At 65.3% G+C, this 16,840-nt stretch carries 11 protein-coding genes; 2 read left to right on the top strand and 9 right to left on the bottom strand.

Annotation, left to right across the window (positions count from 1 at the left end; all coding sequences use genetic code 11):
- The first annotated feature begins 17 nt into the window (after window positions 1-17).
- Window positions 18-1,787: an ABC transporter ATP-binding protein/permease gene (locus tag KDW55_RS23255; RefSeq protein WP_212161513.1), complete on the top strand. Its 1,770-nt coding sequence runs from the start codon at window positions 18-20 to the stop codon at window positions 1,785-1,787.
- A 67-nt stretch (window positions 1,788-1,854) separates the two neighbouring features.
- Here the strand turns inward: KDW55_RS23255 and thpR are convergent, their stop codons facing one another.
- The 5 genes from thpR to KDW55_RS23230 form a co-directional block, all read right to left on the bottom strand.
- Entirely contained in the window at window positions 1,855-2,403 is a 549-nt protein-coding gene (thpR, locus tag KDW55_RS23250; RefSeq protein WP_212161512.1) for an RNA 2',3'-cyclic phosphodiesterase, read from the bottom strand.
- Window positions 2,400-3,890 carry an alanine/glycine:cation symporter family protein gene (locus tag KDW55_RS23245; RefSeq protein ID WP_059545441.1) on the bottom strand — a complete coding sequence of 497 codons (1,491 nt, stop codon included), beginning with the start codon at window positions 3,888-3,890 and terminating at the stop codon, window positions 2,400-2,402. Before KDW55_RS23245 ends, thpR begins: the two co-directional genes overlap by 4 nt.
- Before the next feature lie 947 nt (window positions 3,891-4,837).
- Entirely contained in the window at window positions 4,838-6,304 is a 1,467-nt protein-coding gene (locus tag KDW55_RS23240) for a glutamate synthase subunit beta (protein ID WP_069240814.1), read from the bottom strand.
- An 85-nt stretch (window positions 6,305-6,389) separates the two neighbouring features.
- Window positions 6,390-11,093, bottom strand: coding sequence for a glutamate synthase-related protein (locus tag KDW55_RS23235; protein ID WP_040143094.1), 4,704 nt, complete (start codon window positions 11,091-11,093; stop codon window positions 6,390-6,392).
- Between the two features lie 288 nt (window positions 11,094-11,381).
- On the bottom strand, window positions 11,382-12,095 hold the full coding sequence (locus KDW55_RS23230; protein ID WP_040143092.1) for a transposase: 714 nt from the start codon (window positions 12,093-12,095) through the stop codon (window positions 11,382-11,384).
- Window positions 12,096-12,288: 193 nt separating this feature from the next.
- Here KDW55_RS23230 and KDW55_RS23225 point away from each other — a divergent pair, with 193 nt between their 5' ends.
- Entirely contained in the window at window positions 12,289-13,020 is a 732-nt protein-coding gene (locus KDW55_RS23225) for an OmpW family outer membrane protein (protein ID WP_040143090.1), read from the top strand.
- Window positions 13,021-13,185: 165 nt separating this feature from the next.
- Here KDW55_RS23225 and ugpQ read toward each other — a convergent pair whose 3' ends face one another.
- Genes ugpQ through ugpA form a run of 4 tightly spaced genes read right to left on the bottom strand, consistent with a single transcriptional unit; the run spans window position 13,186 to window position 16,830 of the window.
- The gene (ugpQ, locus tag KDW55_RS23220) at window positions 13,186-13,950 is read right to left on the bottom strand and encodes a glycerophosphodiester phosphodiesterase (RefSeq protein WP_040143088.1); all 765 of its coding nucleotides are present in this window, start codon (window positions 13,948-13,950) and stop codon (window positions 13,186-13,188) included.
- Between the two features lie 36 nt (window positions 13,951-13,986).
- Window positions 13,987-15,072 (bottom strand): sn-glycerol-3-phosphate import ATP-binding protein UgpC, encoded by a 1,086-nt coding sequence (locus KDW55_RS23215; RefSeq protein WP_059545448.1) that lies wholly within the window; start codon window positions 15,070-15,072, stop codon window positions 13,987-13,989.
- Between the two features lie 31 nt (window positions 15,073-15,103).
- Window positions 15,104-15,949, bottom strand: a complete 846-nt coding sequence (gene ugpE, locus KDW55_RS23210; RefSeq protein WP_040143084.1) for a sn-glycerol-3-phosphate ABC transporter permease UgpE — start codon at window positions 15,947-15,949, stop codon at window positions 15,104-15,106.
- Window positions 15,946-16,830 carry a sn-glycerol-3-phosphate ABC transporter permease UgpA gene (gene ugpA, locus KDW55_RS23205; protein ID WP_040143083.1) on the bottom strand — a complete coding sequence of 295 codons (885 nt, stop codon included), beginning with the start codon at window positions 16,828-16,830 and terminating at the stop codon, window positions 15,946-15,948. The genes ugpE and ugpA overlap by 4 nt, the downstream gene beginning before the upstream one ends.
- Window positions 16,831-16,840: the final 10 nt, after the last annotated feature.

The raw sequence follows: 16,840 nt of genomic DNA, 5'->3' as shown, positions 1-16,840 counted from the left end.
CACACATCAGGAAGCACATGACCCAATCGATCGATCCCGTCCGCCCCGCCTCCGACGCGCCGCAGGACGAGCGCCCGGTATCCGCATGGAGCCTCATCAAGCCCTATTGGGTGTCGTCGGAATGGAAAGTCGCGTGGGGGCTGCTGATCACGATCATCGCGATCAATCTCTGCGTGGTCTGGATCAACGTGAAACTGAACAAGTGGAACGTGGGGTTCTACAACGCGCTGCAGTCGAAGAACGTGCGCGATTTCCCCGGCCTGTTGATGCAGTTCTCGGGATTCGCGTTCGCGTTCATCATCCTCGCCGTCTACGGCCGTTATCTGCGCCAGATGCTCGGGTTCCGCTGGCGCCAGTGGCTCACCGAGCGCTTTCTCGGCCAATGGCTCGGCGATCGCGCGTTCTACCGGATCGAGCGCGACCGCCTCGCCGACAACCCCGACCAGCGGATCACCGACGACCTCCAGTCGTTCGCCACGGCCACGCTCACGCTGTCGCTCGACCTGCTGTCGACGGTCGTCACCCTCGTGTCGTTCATCGCGATCCTGTGGTCGCTTGCGGGCGCGCTGACGATTACGCTCGGCGCGACGCCGATCGCGATTCCCGGGTACATGGTCTGGGCGGCCGCGCTGTATGCGATGGTCGGCTCGCTGATCATCCAGAAGGTCGGCCACCCGCTCGTGTCGATCAACTATCAGCAACAGCGCGTCGAGGCCGACTTCCGCTTCGGTTTGATCCGCGTGCGCGAGAACGCTGAGCAGATCGCGTTCTACGACGGCGAAAAAACCGAGATCGGCACCGCGCAAACGCTGTTCATGCGCATTCGCGACAACTGGTGGCGCGTGATGAAGTACACGAAGCGCCTTACGTTCGTCACGGCGTTCTACAGTCAGATCGCGATCATCTTCCCGCTCGTCGTCGCGGCGCCGCGCTATTTCGCGGGCGCGTTCTCGTTCGGGGTGCTGATGCAGATCGCGTCCGCATTCGGGACCGTCAGCGATTCGTTCTCGTGGTTCATCAACAGTTACTCGACCCTGGTCGACTGGCGCGCCACCGTCAACCGTCTGCGCGAATTCAAGCGCGTGATGGGCACGTCGCACCTGAAGGAAAGCTTGTCGCCCGCAACCGAGCACGGCGGCATCAATCTGCACTACGTCGATGCGGCGAAGCTGTCGACGTCGTCGCTGAAGCTCGCGCTGCCCAACGGCAACGCGCTCGCGAACATCGGCAACGTGACGATCGAACCGGGCTCGCGCTGGCTCGTGATCGGCAAGTCGGGTTCGGGCAAGAGCACGTTCATGCGCGCGCTGGCCGGCTTGTGGCCGTTCGGCGACGGCGCGATCGACGCGCCGGTCGGCGCACGGATGATGTTCGTGCCGCAAACCAGCTACCTGCCGATCGGCACGCTGAAGGCCGCGCTCACCTATCCGGCCGCGCCCGATGCGTTCACCGACGATGCGTGCCGCGACGCGCTGCGCGCGTGCCGTCTCGAAGACTACGTCGAGCGCCTCGACGAAACCGGTCACTGGACGCGCGTGCTGTCGCCGGGCGAACAGCAGCGTCTCGCGGGCGCGCGCGTGCTGCTGCACAAGCCGGATTTCCTGTTCCTCGACGAAGCGACGAGCGCGCTCGACGCCGACAACGAAGCGCGGCTCTACCACCTGTTCGCCGAGCGGCTGCCCAAGGCCGCGATCGTCAGCATCGCACACCGCGAGTCGCTCGCCGCGTTCCACGTCGGCACGATCAACGTCGAACGCGTGAACGACGACGACAAGGTCGCCGCGTAACCTCGCCACGGAAGGCCGGCACATACCGCGCCGGCCTTCTTCTCCTGCTCGTCCTCCGGCCTTCGCGCTAGGCCCGCCCGACCGGCACCGACACGATCGGCACATGCGATACGCCGTCGCGCGACAACCGGCTTTCAAATAACGTCAGCGCGTCGAAGCGCAGCGCGACCGGCCGTCCGGTCGCGCCGCCGTGTGCGGGTTGCCCTTCCGCGTCGCGCGGCAGCCGCGCGAGCGTGACATGCGGCCTGAACGGCCGGCGGTCGGCCGGCACGCCCAACTCGCGCAGCAGCGCGCACAACTCGGCATTCAGCGCCGCACAGGCAGCATCGGGCGCAAGTTCCGCGACGATCAGCCGCGCGCGCGGCAGGCTCGGCCACCAGGCAATCCGCTCGACCCGCTGCAACGGCAGCGCATGCGCGCCCGCAAGCGCCGGCAGGCGCGCGGCCAGCGCGTCGCAACGCGCGCGTTCGATCGCGCCGATGAACGCGAGTGTCACGTGCAGTTGCGCGGGCAGCGTCCGCCGCGCGCCGCGGGTGACCGGCAGCGCGTGCAGCGCGTCGCGCGCCGCCACATCCGGCATCAGCGCGACGAACGCACGGAGCCGGTCGCCGTTCACGGCTCGCGCACCGCCACGCGCGTTTCGGTTACCGCATCGACCGGCACCGGACGCTGCGGCAGCGGGCCGTGCTCGCCCCACACGTCGGCCGGCAGCACGCGTGCGAGCTCTGGAATCGTGTTGCGCGTAAACACCGGATCGGCGATGCCCTGCGCGCGCTGGCGGCGATAGTCGCGCCACGCGGCGTGCGCATACTTGCCGAGCGCGAGGATCGCTACCAGGTTGATGATCGCCATCAGTCCCATGCTCGTATCGGCCATCGCCCACACGAGCGGCAGTTGACCGACGCTGCCGAACATCACCATCCCGAGCACCGCGACGCGGAACAGCGGCAGCACACCGCGGCGCTTCGTGATGAAGTCGACATTGCCTTCCGCATACGCGTAATTGCCGATCAGCGACGAATACGCGAAGAAGAAGATCGCGACGGCCATATAGATCGCGCCCCAATCGCCGACGTGGCTCGCGATCGCGCGCTGCGTGAGCGCGGCGCCCTCCATGCCGGTGCCGAGTTCGTACTGGCCCGATAACAGGATCACGAACGCGGTCGCGCTGCAGATCACGATCGTGTCGACGAACACGCCGAGCATCTGGATCAGCCCCTGGACGACCGGATGCCGCACGCTCGCGGTCGCGGCCGCATTCGGTGCGCTGCCCATGCCGGCCTCGTTCGAGAACAGCCCGCGCTTCACGCCCATCGCGACCGCCTGACTGACCGCATAGCCGGTCAGGCCGCCCGCCGCCTGCTCGAGTCCGAACGCACTCTTCACGATCAGCGCTATCACGCCCGGAACCAGCGCGGCGTGCGTCGCGACCGCGTAGACCGCCAGCCCGAGGTAGCCGATCGCCATCACCGGTACGAGCACCTGCGCGACGGATGCGATGCGGCGAATCCCGCCGAAGATCAGCGGCGCGGTCAGCAGCACGAGGCCGAGACCGACCGTCTCGCGACTCCACCCGAACGACGTATGGAACGCATCGGCAATCGCATTGGCCTGCACAGCGTTGAACACGAAACCGAACGCGAGGATCAGCGACAGCGAGAACAGCACGCCGAAGGCGCGCGAGCGCAGGCCGGTCTGGATGTAGTACGCGGGGCCGCCGCGATAACTGCCGTCCGGGTGCGACACCTTGAAGATTTGCGCGAGCGTCGCCTCGACGAACGCCGACGACATCCCGACAAGCGCCGTCATCCACATCCAGAAGATCGCGCCCGGCCCGCCGACCGTCAGCGCGACCGCGACACCGGCGATGTTGCCGGTGCCCACCCGGCTCGCAAGCCCGGTCGCGAAGGCCTGGAACGACGAGATGCTGCCCGGCTCGCCCTTGCTGCCGACCAGTTTGATACTGAGGAACAGCGCCTTCAGCTGGATCATCCGGAACCGCAACGTGAACCACGCACCCGCGCCGAGCAGCAGCGCGATCAGCACGTAGTTCCACAACACGCCGTTGACGGCGTCGATCAGCCCTTGCACGAGTGCTTCCATCCAGTGTCCTTTTAAATGGGTCGGTCATGTGGGCCGCGCATGGCCCGTCGGAGCGACGACATGATATGACAATTCCCAATAAATCTTACAAAACGAAAGGTGGATGGCGCGATGCGAGTCGGGCAAGAACGTTTCCTTTTCCGGTCAAAGGCCCATACGAAATGTCCAAGCCCACCCACCCCAAGCGGTTCGTCGACCATCGTTCGGAGGATCAATGCGCGCTGGCCGCTGGCAGGCTGTATCCGCACCCCGGACGCACAAACATCCGTGGCGACTGATTAACTGAAACGAATCCGGATGACGTCGAAAATCCTACGCTACACCGTGCGGTCGATGCTTTGGCTAGTCGCAACAACAACCGTGCTGGTCTTACTGCTATTTGTCCTCCTCATGTTTGCGAGATACGAGAAAGACGAAGGTAGTTGTCCCGACGCGCCAGCTGGAGAGGTTGAAGCCAAGATTCTCGCGTTCGCCAAAGAACAGGGAATCAGTTTGACCGACGTCAGGTTCACCAGTCCTCCCCCTGTACCACGCCGGCACGCTTGGCTGGTGGGTATTCGATCTGAGCGCACGCGAGGGAAACTATGTCGCGACGATTGATCGCACCGGTTGCGTCACCGGCTTTATGAAATTCCAACGGCTCCCTGACCCGCCGGGCCCGCCCAAGTGACTGCGCGGCTCGGCGGGACGAAGGCCCATCCGGAATGCTGAAGTACCCCCACCGCAAGTCGTTCACGGGCCGTCGTTTAGTGGCTTGATGCGCGCCGATACCGTTCGTGTGTCGACCGGCGTTCGGCTCACGAATCTTGCTGCCGGCGACGGTCCCCACCAGCGCAAACGCGCCCAAGCCAGCCGCGATCCGACGATCGACTCCCCTTAACGGCCATCCAAAATAAAACCGGGCGTCCTGATGGACGCCCGGCTGTTACTTCAAAGCACCTCGATGCTTACCGCGGCAGCTCCGAATGCCCCATCAGGTACGCATCGACCGAGCGCGCGCACTGGCGGCCTTCGCGGATCGCCCACACGACGAGCGACTGGCCGCGACGCATGTCGCCTGCCGCGAACACCTTGTCGACCGACGTGTAGTACGAACGATCGCCTTCGGTCGCGGCGCGCGCATTGCCTCGCGCATCCTTCGCGACGCCGAACGCGTCGAGCACCGGCGCGGCCGGCTGCGTGAAGCCCATCGCGAGCAGCACGAGGTCGGCCTTCATCTCGAACTCCGAGCCCGGCACTTCCTGCATCTTGCCGTCCTTCCACTCGACGCGCACCGCGATCAGCTTCTCGACCTTGCCGTTCTTGCCTTCGAGGCGCTTCGTCGCGACTGCCCAGTCGCGCTCGCAGCCTTCCTCGTGCGACGACGACGTGCGCAGCTTGATCGGCCAGTACGGCCATACGAGCGGCTTGTTCTCCTCTTCCGGCGGCTGCGGCAGCAGTTCGAACTGCGTGACCTGCTTCGCGCCGTGACGATTCGACGTGCCGACGCAGTCCGAACCCGTGTCACCACCGCCGATCACGATCACGTGCTTGCCCTTCGCAAGCAGCTGGTCGGTGAGCTTGTCGCCTGCGTTCACGCGGTTTTGCTGCGGCAGGAAGTCCATCGCGAAATGGACGCCGGCGAGCTCGCGACCCGGCACCGGCAGGTCGCGCGGCGTTTCCGAACCGCCTGCGATCACGACCGCGTCGAATTCTTCCTTCAGCGTCTCCGGCGAAATGGTTTCTTTCGCGAGGTTGCCGATCGATTCGGGCAGCGGATCCTTGCCGATGAACACGCTCGTGCGGAACGTCACGCCTTCCGCTTCCATCTGGCGCATGCGGCGATCGATCAGCCACTTCTCGAGCTTGAAGTCGGGGATCCCGTAACGCAGCAGACCGCCGATGCGATCGTTCTTCTCGAACACCGTCACGTCGTGGCCGGCGCGCGCGAGCTGCTGCGCGGCGGCGAGGCCGGCGGGGCCCGAGCCGACGATCGCGACTTTCTTGCCCGTCTTGTGTGCGGCCGGCTGCGGCTTCACCCAGCCTTCTGCCCACGCCTTGTCGATGATCGCGTGCTCGATCGACTTGATGCCGACCGGATCGTTGTTGATTCCGAGCGTGCACGCTGCCTCGCACGGCGCCGGACAAATGCGGCCCGTGAACTCCGGGAAGTTGTTGGTCGAGTGCAGGACTTCGATCGCCTGCTGCCAGTCCTGGCGATAAACGAGATCGTTGAAGTCCGGGATGATGTTGTTGACCGGGCAGCCGTTGTTGCAAAACGGGATGCCGCAATCCATGCAGCGCGCGCCCTGAACCTTCGCGTCCGCGTCGGTCAGCGCCGCGACGAATTCCTTGTAGTGCTTCACGCGCGTGAGCGGTGCTTCGTACGCCTCGTGGCGGCGTTCGAACTCCAGAAAACCGGTTGCCTTGCCCATAAGGTGCTCTTCTGTTCGGTGTATCGGGTGGGGGAGCCGCGCGCGGCAATCATGCGCGCGCGGCAGTCGCTATGTCGTTCGTCGTTCAGGCGGCCAGCACTTCCTTCGCCGCCTTCTTCGCACCGATTTCGCCCAGCGCGCGCTTGTATTCGTGCGGGAACACCTTTACGAACTGGCGGCGCGCCGCGTCCCAGTTTTCCAGCAGCGACTTCGCGCGCGGCGAACCCGTGAACTGGAAATGACGCTCGACGAGCCCCTTGAGCAGCGCCTCATCCGTCGTGCCCTCGTGCCAGAGTGCGCGATCGACCGTGCGCTCCTGCTCGGCCTGCTGCAGCACCGGCTCCAGCGCGACCATCGACTTGTTGCACTTCGCCGCGAACGTGCCTTCCGGATCGTAGATGTACGCGAGACCGCCCGACATGCCGGCCGCGAAGTTGCGCCCGGTTTCGCCGAGCACGACGACCGTGCCGCCCGTCATGTATTCGCAACCGTGGTCGCCTGTGCCTTCGACGACCGCCGTCGCACCCGAGTTGCGCACGCAGAAACGCTCGCCCGCCACGCCGCGGAAGAAGGCCTCGCCTTCGATCGCGCCGTACATCACCGTGTTGCCGCAGATGATGTTTTCCTCGGACTTGCCGCGGAAGTCGTTGGTCGGACGGATAATGATCCGGCCGCCCGACAGGCCCTTGCCGACGTAGTCGTTGCCGTCACCGACGAGATCGAGCGTCACGCCCTTCGCGAGGAACGCACCGAAGCTCTGGCCGGCCGTGCCCTTCAGCTGGATGTGCACTGCATCGTCCGCCAGGCCGTCGTGGCCGTGCTTCTTCGCGATCACGCCCGACAGCATCGCGCCGACCGTCCGGTTCACGTTGCGCACCGGCTGGATGAACGACACGTGCTCGCCGTTCTCGATCGCGGCCTTCGCCTTCTCGATCAGCACGTGGTCGAGCGCGCGCTCGAGGCCGTGATCCTGCACGTCGACGTGACGGCGCGCGACGTCCTCGCATTCTTCCGGCTGATAGAACACGCGCGAGAAGTCGAGGCCCTTCGCCTTCCAGTGCTCGATGCCCTTGCGCGTATCGAGCAGGTCCGCACGGCCGATCAGGTCGTCGAACTTCGCGATGCCGAGCTGAGCCATGATTTCGCGCACTTCCTCGGCGACGAAGAAGAAGTAGTTCACGACGTGCTCGGGCTGGCCCTTGAACTTCGCGCGCAGCACCGGGTCTTGCGTCGCGACGCCGACCGGGCACGTGTTCAGGTGGCACTTGCGCATCATGATGCAGCCTTCGACGACGAGCGGCGCCGTCGCGAAGCCGAATTCGTCCGCGCCGAGCAGCGCGCCGATCACGACGTCGCGACCCGTCTTCATCTGGCCGTCGGCCTGCACGCGGATCCGGCCGCGCAGGCGGTTCAGCACCAGCGTCTGCTGCGTTTCGGCCAGGCCGAGTTCCCACGGCGTGCCCGCATGCTTCACCGACGACAGCGGCGATGCGCCCGTGCCGCCGTCGTGGCCGGCGATCACGACGTGGTCGGCCTTCGCCTTCGCGACACCGGCCGCGACCGTGCCGACGCCCACTTCCGACACCAGCTTCACCGAAATGCTCGAGCTCGGGTTCACGTTCTTCAGATCGTGAATCAGCTGCGCCAGATCCTCGATCGAGTAGATGTCGTGATGCGGCGGCGGCGAGATCAGGCCGACGCCCGGCACCGAGTAACGCAGCTTGCCGATGTATTCGGACACCTTGTGGCCCGGCAGCTGACCGCCTTCGCCCGGCTTCGCGCCCTGCGCCATCTTGATCTGGATCTGATCGGCCGATGCGAGGTACTCGGCGGTCACGCCGAAGCGGCCCGACGCAACCTGCTTGATCTTCGAGCGCAGCGAATCGCCGTCCTTCAGCGGGATATCGCTGACGATCTCGTCGCCGATCACCGACTTGAGCGTCTCGCCCGACTTGATCGGGATGCCGCGCAGCTCGTTGCGATAGCGCTTCTCGTCCTCGCCGCCTTCGCCGGTGTTCGACTTGCCGCCGATCCGGTTCATTGCGATCGCGAGCGTCGCGTGCGCTTCGGTGCTGATCGACCCGAGCGACATCGCGCCGGTCGCGAAGCGCTTCACGATCTCCTTCGCCGGCTCGACGTTCTCGATCGGGATCGCCTTGGTCGGCTCGACCTTGAACTCGAACAGGCCGCGGAACGTCATGTGACGCTTCGTCTGATCGTTGATCAGGTGCGCGTATTCCTTGTACGTCTGGTACGAGTTGCTGCGCGTCGCGTGCTGCAGCTTCGCGATCGAATCCGGCGTCCACATGTGATCTTCGCCGCGCACGCGATACGCGTACTCGCCGCCCGCGTCGAGCATGTCGCGCAGGATCGGGTTGTCGCCGAACGCATCGCGGTGCAGGCGGATCGCTTCCTCCGCGACTTCGAACAGGCCGATGCCGCCGACCTTCGATGCCGTGCCCTTGAAATACTTCTCGACGAGGTCGCTCGACAGGCCGAGCGCTTCGAAGATCTGCGCGCCCGTGTACGACATGTACGTCGAGATGCCCATCTTCGACATCACCTTCTGCAGGCCCTTGCCGACCGCCTTCGTGAAGTTGTAGACGGCCTTCTCCGGCGACAGGTCGCCCGGCAGCCCTTCGGCCATCTTCGCGAGCGTTTCCATCGCGAGGTACGGGTGCACGGCTTCCGCGCCATAGCCCGCGAGCAGCGCGAAGTGGTGCGTCTCACGTGCCGAGCCCGTCTCGACGACGAGGCCCGTGCTCGTGCGCAGCCCTTGCTGGACGAGGTGCGTGTGGATCGCCGACGTGGCGAGCAGCGCCGGAATCGCGACGTGCTCAGCGTCCGTCTTGCGGTCCGACACGATCAGGATGTTGTAGCCGGACTTCACCGCGTCGACGGCTTCCGCGCACAGCGACGCGAGGCGCGCTTCGATGCCTTCCTTGCCCCATGCGACCGGATAGCAGATGTTCAGTTCGTACGCGCTGAACTTGCCGCCCGTGTACTGGTCGATCGCGCGGATCTTCGCGATGTCCTTGAAGTCGAGCACCGGCTGCGACACTTCGAGACGCATCGGCGGGTTGATGTTGTTCGTGTCGAGCAGGTTCGGCTTCGGGCCGATGAACGACACGAGCGACATCACCATGTTCTCGCGGATCGGGTCGATCGGCGGGTTCGTGACCTGCGCGAACAGCTGCTTGAAGTAGTGATAGAGCGTCTTGTTCTTGTTCGACATCACCGCGAGCGGCGAGTCGTTGCCCATCGAGCCGACGGCCTCTTCGCCCTGCTGCGCCATCGGCGCCATCAGGAACTTCAGGTCTTCCTGCGTATACCCGAACGCCTGCTGGCGGTCGAGCAGCGCGGCGCCCTGCGTACGGCCGGCCGCGACTTCCTCGGCCTTCGGCTCGATTTCGTCGAGCTTGATGCGCACGGCGTCGATCCAGCTCTTGTACGGCTTCGCGTTCGCGAGGTTGTCCTTGAGCTCCTTGTCGTCGATGATGCGGCCGTGTTCCATGTCGATCAGGAACATCTTGCCCGGCTGCAGGCGCCACTTCTTGACGATCTTCGATTCCGGAATCGGCAGCGTGCCGGCTTCCGACGCCATGATGACGAGGTCGTCGTCCGTGACGATGTAGCGCGCCGGACGCAGGCCGTTACGGTCGAGCGTCGCGCCGATCTGGCGGCCGTCGGTGAACGCGATCGCGGCGGGGCCGTCCCACGGCTCCATCATCGCGGCGTGGTACTCGTAGAACGCGCGGCGGTTCTCGTCCATCAGCGTGTGCTGTTCCCACGCTTCCGGGATCATCATCATCACCGCGTGCACGAGCGGGTAGCCGGCCATCACCAGCAGTTCGAGGCAGTTGTCGAACGATGCGGTGTCCGACTGGCCCGGGTAGATCAGCGGCCACAGCTTCGGCAGATCGTCGCCGAGCACATGCGATGCGATCGCGCCGGTACGTGCGTTCAGCCAGTTCACGTTGCCCTTCACGGTGTTGATCTCGCCGTTGTGCGCGATCATCCGGTACGGGTGAGCCAGTTCCCACGCCGGGAACGTGTTGGTCGAAAAACGCTGGTGCACGAGCGCGAGCGCCGACACGACGCGCTCGTCCTGCAGGTCGCGGTAGTACACGCCGACCTGGCCCGCCAGCAGCAGCCCCTTGTAGACGACCGTGCGCGCCGACATCGACGGCACGAAGTATTCCTTGCCGTGCTTGAGCTTCAGCGCCTGGATACGGTGGCTCGCGGTCTTGCGAATCACGTACAGCTTCCGCTCGAGCGCGTCCGTCACCATGATGTCCTTGCCGCGGCCGATGAAGATCTGGCGGATCAGCGGCTCGCTCGCCTTGACCGTCGGCGAGATCGGCATCGTATGGTCGACCGGCACGTCGCGCCAGCCGAGCACCACCTGGCCCTCGGCCCGCACCGTCCGCTCGAGCTCCTGCTCGCACGCGAGACGCGACGCGTTTTCCTTCGGCAGGAAGATCATCCCGACCCCGTATTCGCCGGCCGGCGGCAGCGTCACGCCCTGCTTCGACATTTCCTCGCGATAGAACGCGTCGGGAATCTGGATCAGGATCCCCGCGCCGTCGCCCATCAGCGGATCGGCGCCGACCGCGCCGCGGTGGTCGAGGTTTTCGAGAATCTTCAGACCCTGCTGAATGATCTCGTGACTTTTCTTGCCCTTGATGTGAGCGACGAAGCCGACGCCGCAGGCGTCATGTTCGTTTTGCGGGTCGTACAGACCTTGTGCGGCGGGCACCGCGGCGAGCGGCTGCTGGTGGTCGTTCATGGGGACACCGTCGTAAAGGGGCCTCGAGGGCCGTTGAACCATTTTTTGTTGCCGTCACTCCCGCTCCCGACGGGAGACGGCACGGCCGACAGTGGTTGGGCGAACTTCGCCGGGGCCACCGGAATTCGGAATATACGCGACGAATCAAAGGAATAGCAACAAAAACCGCATGATCGATCCCCAATTAAACGAACGCTTCGATGTGGTGCCATTTTATTGGGGACGTATCATTTTGGTGCAAAAAGAAGCGGCGCCCGCCGCGCCGCTTCGTGGCCCGCCTCTCCGGCGTTACTGCTGGATCGGCGGCGTATTTTCACGCACCTTTCTGGGGCGTCCGCGCGGCAGCGGCGACACGCGGCGGTTCGCGGTGCGCGCCGCCCACTCGCGGTAATTTTCGCCGCCGAGCACCCATCCCTTGAGCGTCGCCTGCTGGAGTTGATCGGCCTGCCGCTCGTCGAGCGGCTGCTCGCAGAGCTCCTTGTACGCGCGCTGACGGTCGAACGGCGTGTTGCCGAGCGCCCAGTAGAGCGGGTGATCGGTAATCAGGCTATCGACGGTGAGGCCCACGTGGTGGCGGTAGCTCGACCAGCGGTAGGCATCGGGCGTCGCGACAAGCTGCGAGCGCACCGGGCTCATCTCGACCACGCGGCTCGCGAGCAGGAAATAGCGCTCGCCTTCGATGACGGTCGCCCGATAGCGGCCTTCCCACAGGGTGCCGCGGCGCGAATAACGCCGGTTGAAATGCGCGACGTAACGGCGGCCGACCGCCTGCATCGCCTTCGGCAGGCTCGCTTCGTCGCTCGGCGTGACGAGGAGTTGCACCTGTCGCGGGAGCAGCACATAGGCATGCACCGACAGGTGATGATCGCGTGCCGCGGCCTTCAGACAATCGATGAAAAGCTCGTAGTCCTGGTCGTCGACGAACGCGGGTTGCTGATCCAGGCCGCGCAGTATCACGTGCTGCGGCTGGTCGGGAACGTAAAGTCGTGCTAACCGTGCCATGCTGAATGTCCGTTTGAACGCGTTAGGAAATACCCGGAGGTCCGAAATTGCGCACTTGCGTAGAATGCCTGTCCCTGCGGGGCGCGGAAGCGTACGGTCGTGCGAATCCTAGGGAGAAAGCTCTAACTTGCGAGCTTGTTTGGTTTTAAACGCAGTCGTCATAATGAGCACGCCTTTGATCGGAGGAGACACAATGAAACGAAAACTGGCCATTACGGGGGCCGCAGCGCTCGCATTCGCATTTGCGGGCGGTACGGCACACGCACAATCTGCAGGTGATTTCTACGTCAGCACCGGCTGGTTCCACCTGTCCCCTCAGGACAGCAGCGACCCGCTCTTCGTGTACGGCGTAGGCGGCACGCCCATCAATCAGTCGATTCCCAACACCGGCGCCGGCATCAGCGACGCCGATACCCTCGGCCTCGCGACCGGCTACTTCGTTACCGACCATATCTCCACCGAGCTCGTCATGGGGATCCCGCCGAAGTTCGACATCACCGGCAAGGGTCAGTTCGAAAAGTTCGGCGTCCTCGGCCGTGCGTACCAGTGGAGCCCTGCGCTGTTGCTCCGCTACCACTTCAACGATGCCAACGCGAAGTTCCGTCCGTATGTGGGCATCGGCGCGACGTATGTCTGGTTCACCGGCGCGAAGATCACGAACGGCAGCTTCGAGAACGGCGTGCTCGGCGGTCCGACCAGCGCGACGACCAGCAACCAGTGGGCGCCCGTGTTCAACGCAGGCTTCACGTACAACTTCACCAAGCACTGGTTCGGCGGCCTGTCGATTTCGTACATCCCGGTCAGTGTGACCGCGACGTTCACGACGGCACGCCGCACGCCGGTCGGCACGCTGACCGAGACGTCGAAGGCGCATATCTCGCTCAACCCGATCGTCACGTACCTGAACGTCGGCTACCGCTTCTAAGCGTAGTCGAATATTTGGGGAATGGTTAATCCTGCTGCAATTTGTAGCGGATTTTTCGTCGAGTAACGCGGCCGCGATGCAAAACGCCCCGGTGGAGAACCCGCCGGGGCATCGTTTTTTCGCGTCGGGCACGTTTCCGTGCAGGGTTTTACCTGCCGCGCGGCACTAGACGAGGCCGTCCAGCGACGACGGGCCGATCAGGTCGATGCGGTCGGTGCAGACCGCATCGACGCCCCATCGCACGAGTTCGCGCGCCCGCGCGAGGTCGTTCACCGTGTAAACCAGGATGCGCAGCCCCGCCGACTTGATGGCGCGCACGAGCGCTTCGTCGAGTTCCGCGTGGTTGGCGTGCAACGATACGCAGTCGAGCGCGCCGACCACCTGCGCGTGCCAGTCGTCCGGAACCGCGTCGTACAGCATCCCGCGCGCCAACCCGGGCGCCGTCGCGCGCGCCTGCTGAAGCGCGTCGAACGAGAACGACGACAGCAGCGGCGGCACGGCCGCGCCGTGCCAGTACGCCGCCGCGTCGCCGGCCACGCGGCGCCCGGTGTCGCGTTCGCGGCCCGGGCACGGCTTGATCTCGACGTTCGCGGCGAGCCCGTGCGCGATACAGCGCGCCGCCGCCGCCTCGAACGTCGGCATCTGCTCTCCCGTGAAGCGCGCATCGAACCACGCGCCCGCGTCCAGCGCGGCCAGTTCCGCATAACGCATGCCCGCGGCCGGCCCGCTGCCGTTCGACGTGCGGTCGACCGTGTCGTCGTGCAGCAGGAAGGTCACATCGTCGGCGGACAGCTTCGCGTCGAATTCGACCATCCGGTGACCGCGGCGCGCGCCCTCGTCGAGCGCCGCGAGCGTGTTTTCGGGCGCGAGCGTGCCGCCGCCGCGATGGGCGACGACGCGCGGATAGGGCCAGTCGGGGCAGGTTGTCATCGTCGGCCTCGTCACACGTTCAGCAGGTCGTCAGGGTCAGCCGGCACGCTTGCCGGTCTCGGGATCGAAGAAATGCAGCCGGTGCGCGGGCAACGCCGCGCCGAAGGCCGTCCCGCGCGCAGGACGGTCCGCGTGCGGCAGACGCACCGCAACGTCGTGGTTGCCCCAGCGGCCGTGCGCGAGATTGTCCGCGCCGAGCAGTTCGCACGAGTCGACCGGCAGCGTGGCCTGCGCGACGCCCGGCTGCGGCGTCATGTGCTCCGGCCGCACACCCAGCACCCAGTCGCGGCCCGTGGCGATCGCGGCGCCGATGCCCGGCGCGCCGGCCACCGGCAGCGCCGGGCCGCCGCCTGCGACCGTAAACGTCGCGCCGTCGTCGGACAGCCGCCCGTGCATCAGGTTCATCGCCGGCGAGCCGATGAAGCCGGCGACGAACACCGTCGCCGGCTTTTCGTACACGTCGACCGGCGCGCCGATCTGTTCCGCGTAGCCGCGGTTCATCACGATCACGCGCTGCGCGAGGGTCATCGCCTCGATCTGGTCGTGTGTCACGTAGACGCTCGTCGTCGCGAGCCGCGCATGCAGCCGCTGGATCTCGAGCCGCATCTGCACGCGCAGCTTCGCATCGAGGTTCGACAGCGGCTCGTCGAACAGGAACACCGCCGGCTCGCGCACGATCGCGCGGCCCATCGCGACGCGCTGGCGCTGGCCGCCCGACAGTTCGCGCGGCCGCCGCGCGAGCAGCGGCTCGAGTTCGAGGATCTTTGCGGCCGCGGCCACCCGCGCGTCGATCGCCGCACGGTCGATACCGCGGATCTTCAGCCCGTAACCCATGTTTTGCGCGACCGTCATGTGCGGATACAGCGCATAGTTCTGGAACACCATCGCGATGTCGCGATCCTTAGGCTCCAGCGCGTTCACCACACGCCCGCCGATCGCGATCTCGCCGTCCGTCACCGTCTCGAGCCCCGCGATCATCCGCAGCAGCGTCGACTTGCCGCAGCCCGACGGGCCGACCAGCACGATGAATTCGCCGTCGGCGATCTCCACGTCGATGCCGTGCAGCACGTGCTGCTTGCCGTCGTAGGATTTCCTGACGCCCTTCAAGCTCAGCGCAGCCATACTTGATCCTTCTCCCGGTTGCCGTCTTTGGTTATTTCTCGGAATCAACGAGGCCGCGCACGAACCAGCGCTGCATCGCCAGCACGACGACGAGCGGCGGAATCATCGCCAGCAGCGTCGCCGCCATCACGTATTGCCATTCGGTCGCGGCATCGCCGCTCGCGATCATCGTCTTGATGCCGACCACCGCCGTCGACAGCGACGCCTCCGTCGTGATCAGGATCGGCCACAAATACTGGTTCCAGCCGTAGATGAACGTGATCACGAACAGCGCCGCGATGCTCGTCTTCGACAACGGCAGCACGACGTCCCAGAAAAAGCGCAGCGGCCCCGCGCCGTCGATGCGCGCGGCGTCCATCAACTCGTCTGGCAACGTCATGAAGAACTGGCGGAACAGGAATGTCGCGGTCGCCGACGCGATCAGCGGCAGCGTGAGCCCCGCGTAGGCGTTCGTCATGTGCAGCGTCGACACGACCTGCACGGTCGGGAAGATCCGCACTTCGACCGGCAGCATCAGCGTGACGAAGATCAGCCAGAACGCCGTATTGCGGAACGGGAAGCGGAAATAGACGATCGCGTACGCGGACAGGATCGACACTGCGATCTTGCCGAGCGCGATCCCGAGCGCCATCACGAAGCTGTTGACGAGCAGCCGGCCGAACGGCGCCGTCGTGCCGCCGCTGCCGTGCCCCCAGATGTACGCGACGTTCTCGAGCAAATGCGTGCTCGGCACCAGCGACAGCGGAATCGTGAACACTTCCTGCGCGTTCATCGTCGCCGCGCAGAATGCGACGTACACCGGAAACACGATCAGCACGATGCCCGCGATCAGCACCGCATGGCAGAACAGGTCGAAGCCCTTGCGATTTTCGATCATGCGTATTGCACCCTGCGTTCGACGAAGCGGAACTGGATCACCGTGAGTCCGACGACGATGATCATCAGCACGACCGACTGCGCGCCCGAGCTGCCGATGTCGAGGCCCTGGAAGCCTTCCGTGAAGATCTTGTAGATCAGCGTCTTCGTGCTTTGGGCCGGGCCGCCCGCCGTGGCCGCGTCAATGACCGGGAACGTGTCGAAGAACGCATACACGAGATTCACGACAAGCAGGAAGAAGCTCGTCGGCGACAGCAGCGGCAGCACGATGTTGAAGAAGCGCCGCACCGGGCCGGCGCCGTCAATCGCCGCCGCCTCGATCAGCGAGCGCGGAATCGCCTGCAGCCCCGCGTAGAAGAACAGGAAGTTGTAGCTCACCTGCTTCCACACCGACGCGAGCACGACGAGAAACATTGCCTGGCTGCCGTTCAGCGCGTGATTCCATACGATGCCGCCCTTCGCGAGCGCGTACGTGACGAGGCCGATGCTAGGGTTAAACAGGAACGCCCACAGCACGGCCGCTATCGTCGGCGCGACCGCGTAAGGCCAGATCAGCAGTGTGCGGTACACGCGTGCGCCGCGGATCACGCGGTCCGCGCATGCGGCGAGCAGCAGCGACACGACGAGCCCGCTCGCCGTCACGAGCGAGCTGAACACGAGCGTCGTCCGGAATGAGTCGAGGTAGAGCGGATCGGCGAACAGGCGCGCGAAGTTCGCGAAGCCGACGAATTCGCTCGACGTGCCGAACGCGTCCTGCATCTGCGTCGACTGCCACAGCGCGACGCCGGCCGGCCACAGGAAGAACACGGCGGTGATCGCGAGCTGCGGCGCGATCAGCAGGTACGGCAGCAGGCTCGTGCCGAAACGGGAACGGGATTGCATCGCGGGTGTC

The organism is Burkholderia sp. AU19243 (assembly GCF_018148075.1).
In the GTDB taxonomy this organism is placed as follows: Bacteria; Pseudomonadota; Gammaproteobacteria; order Burkholderiales; family Burkholderiaceae; genus Burkholderia; species Burkholderia latens_A.
This window is presented reverse-complemented; position numbering and strand designations above follow the sequence as displayed.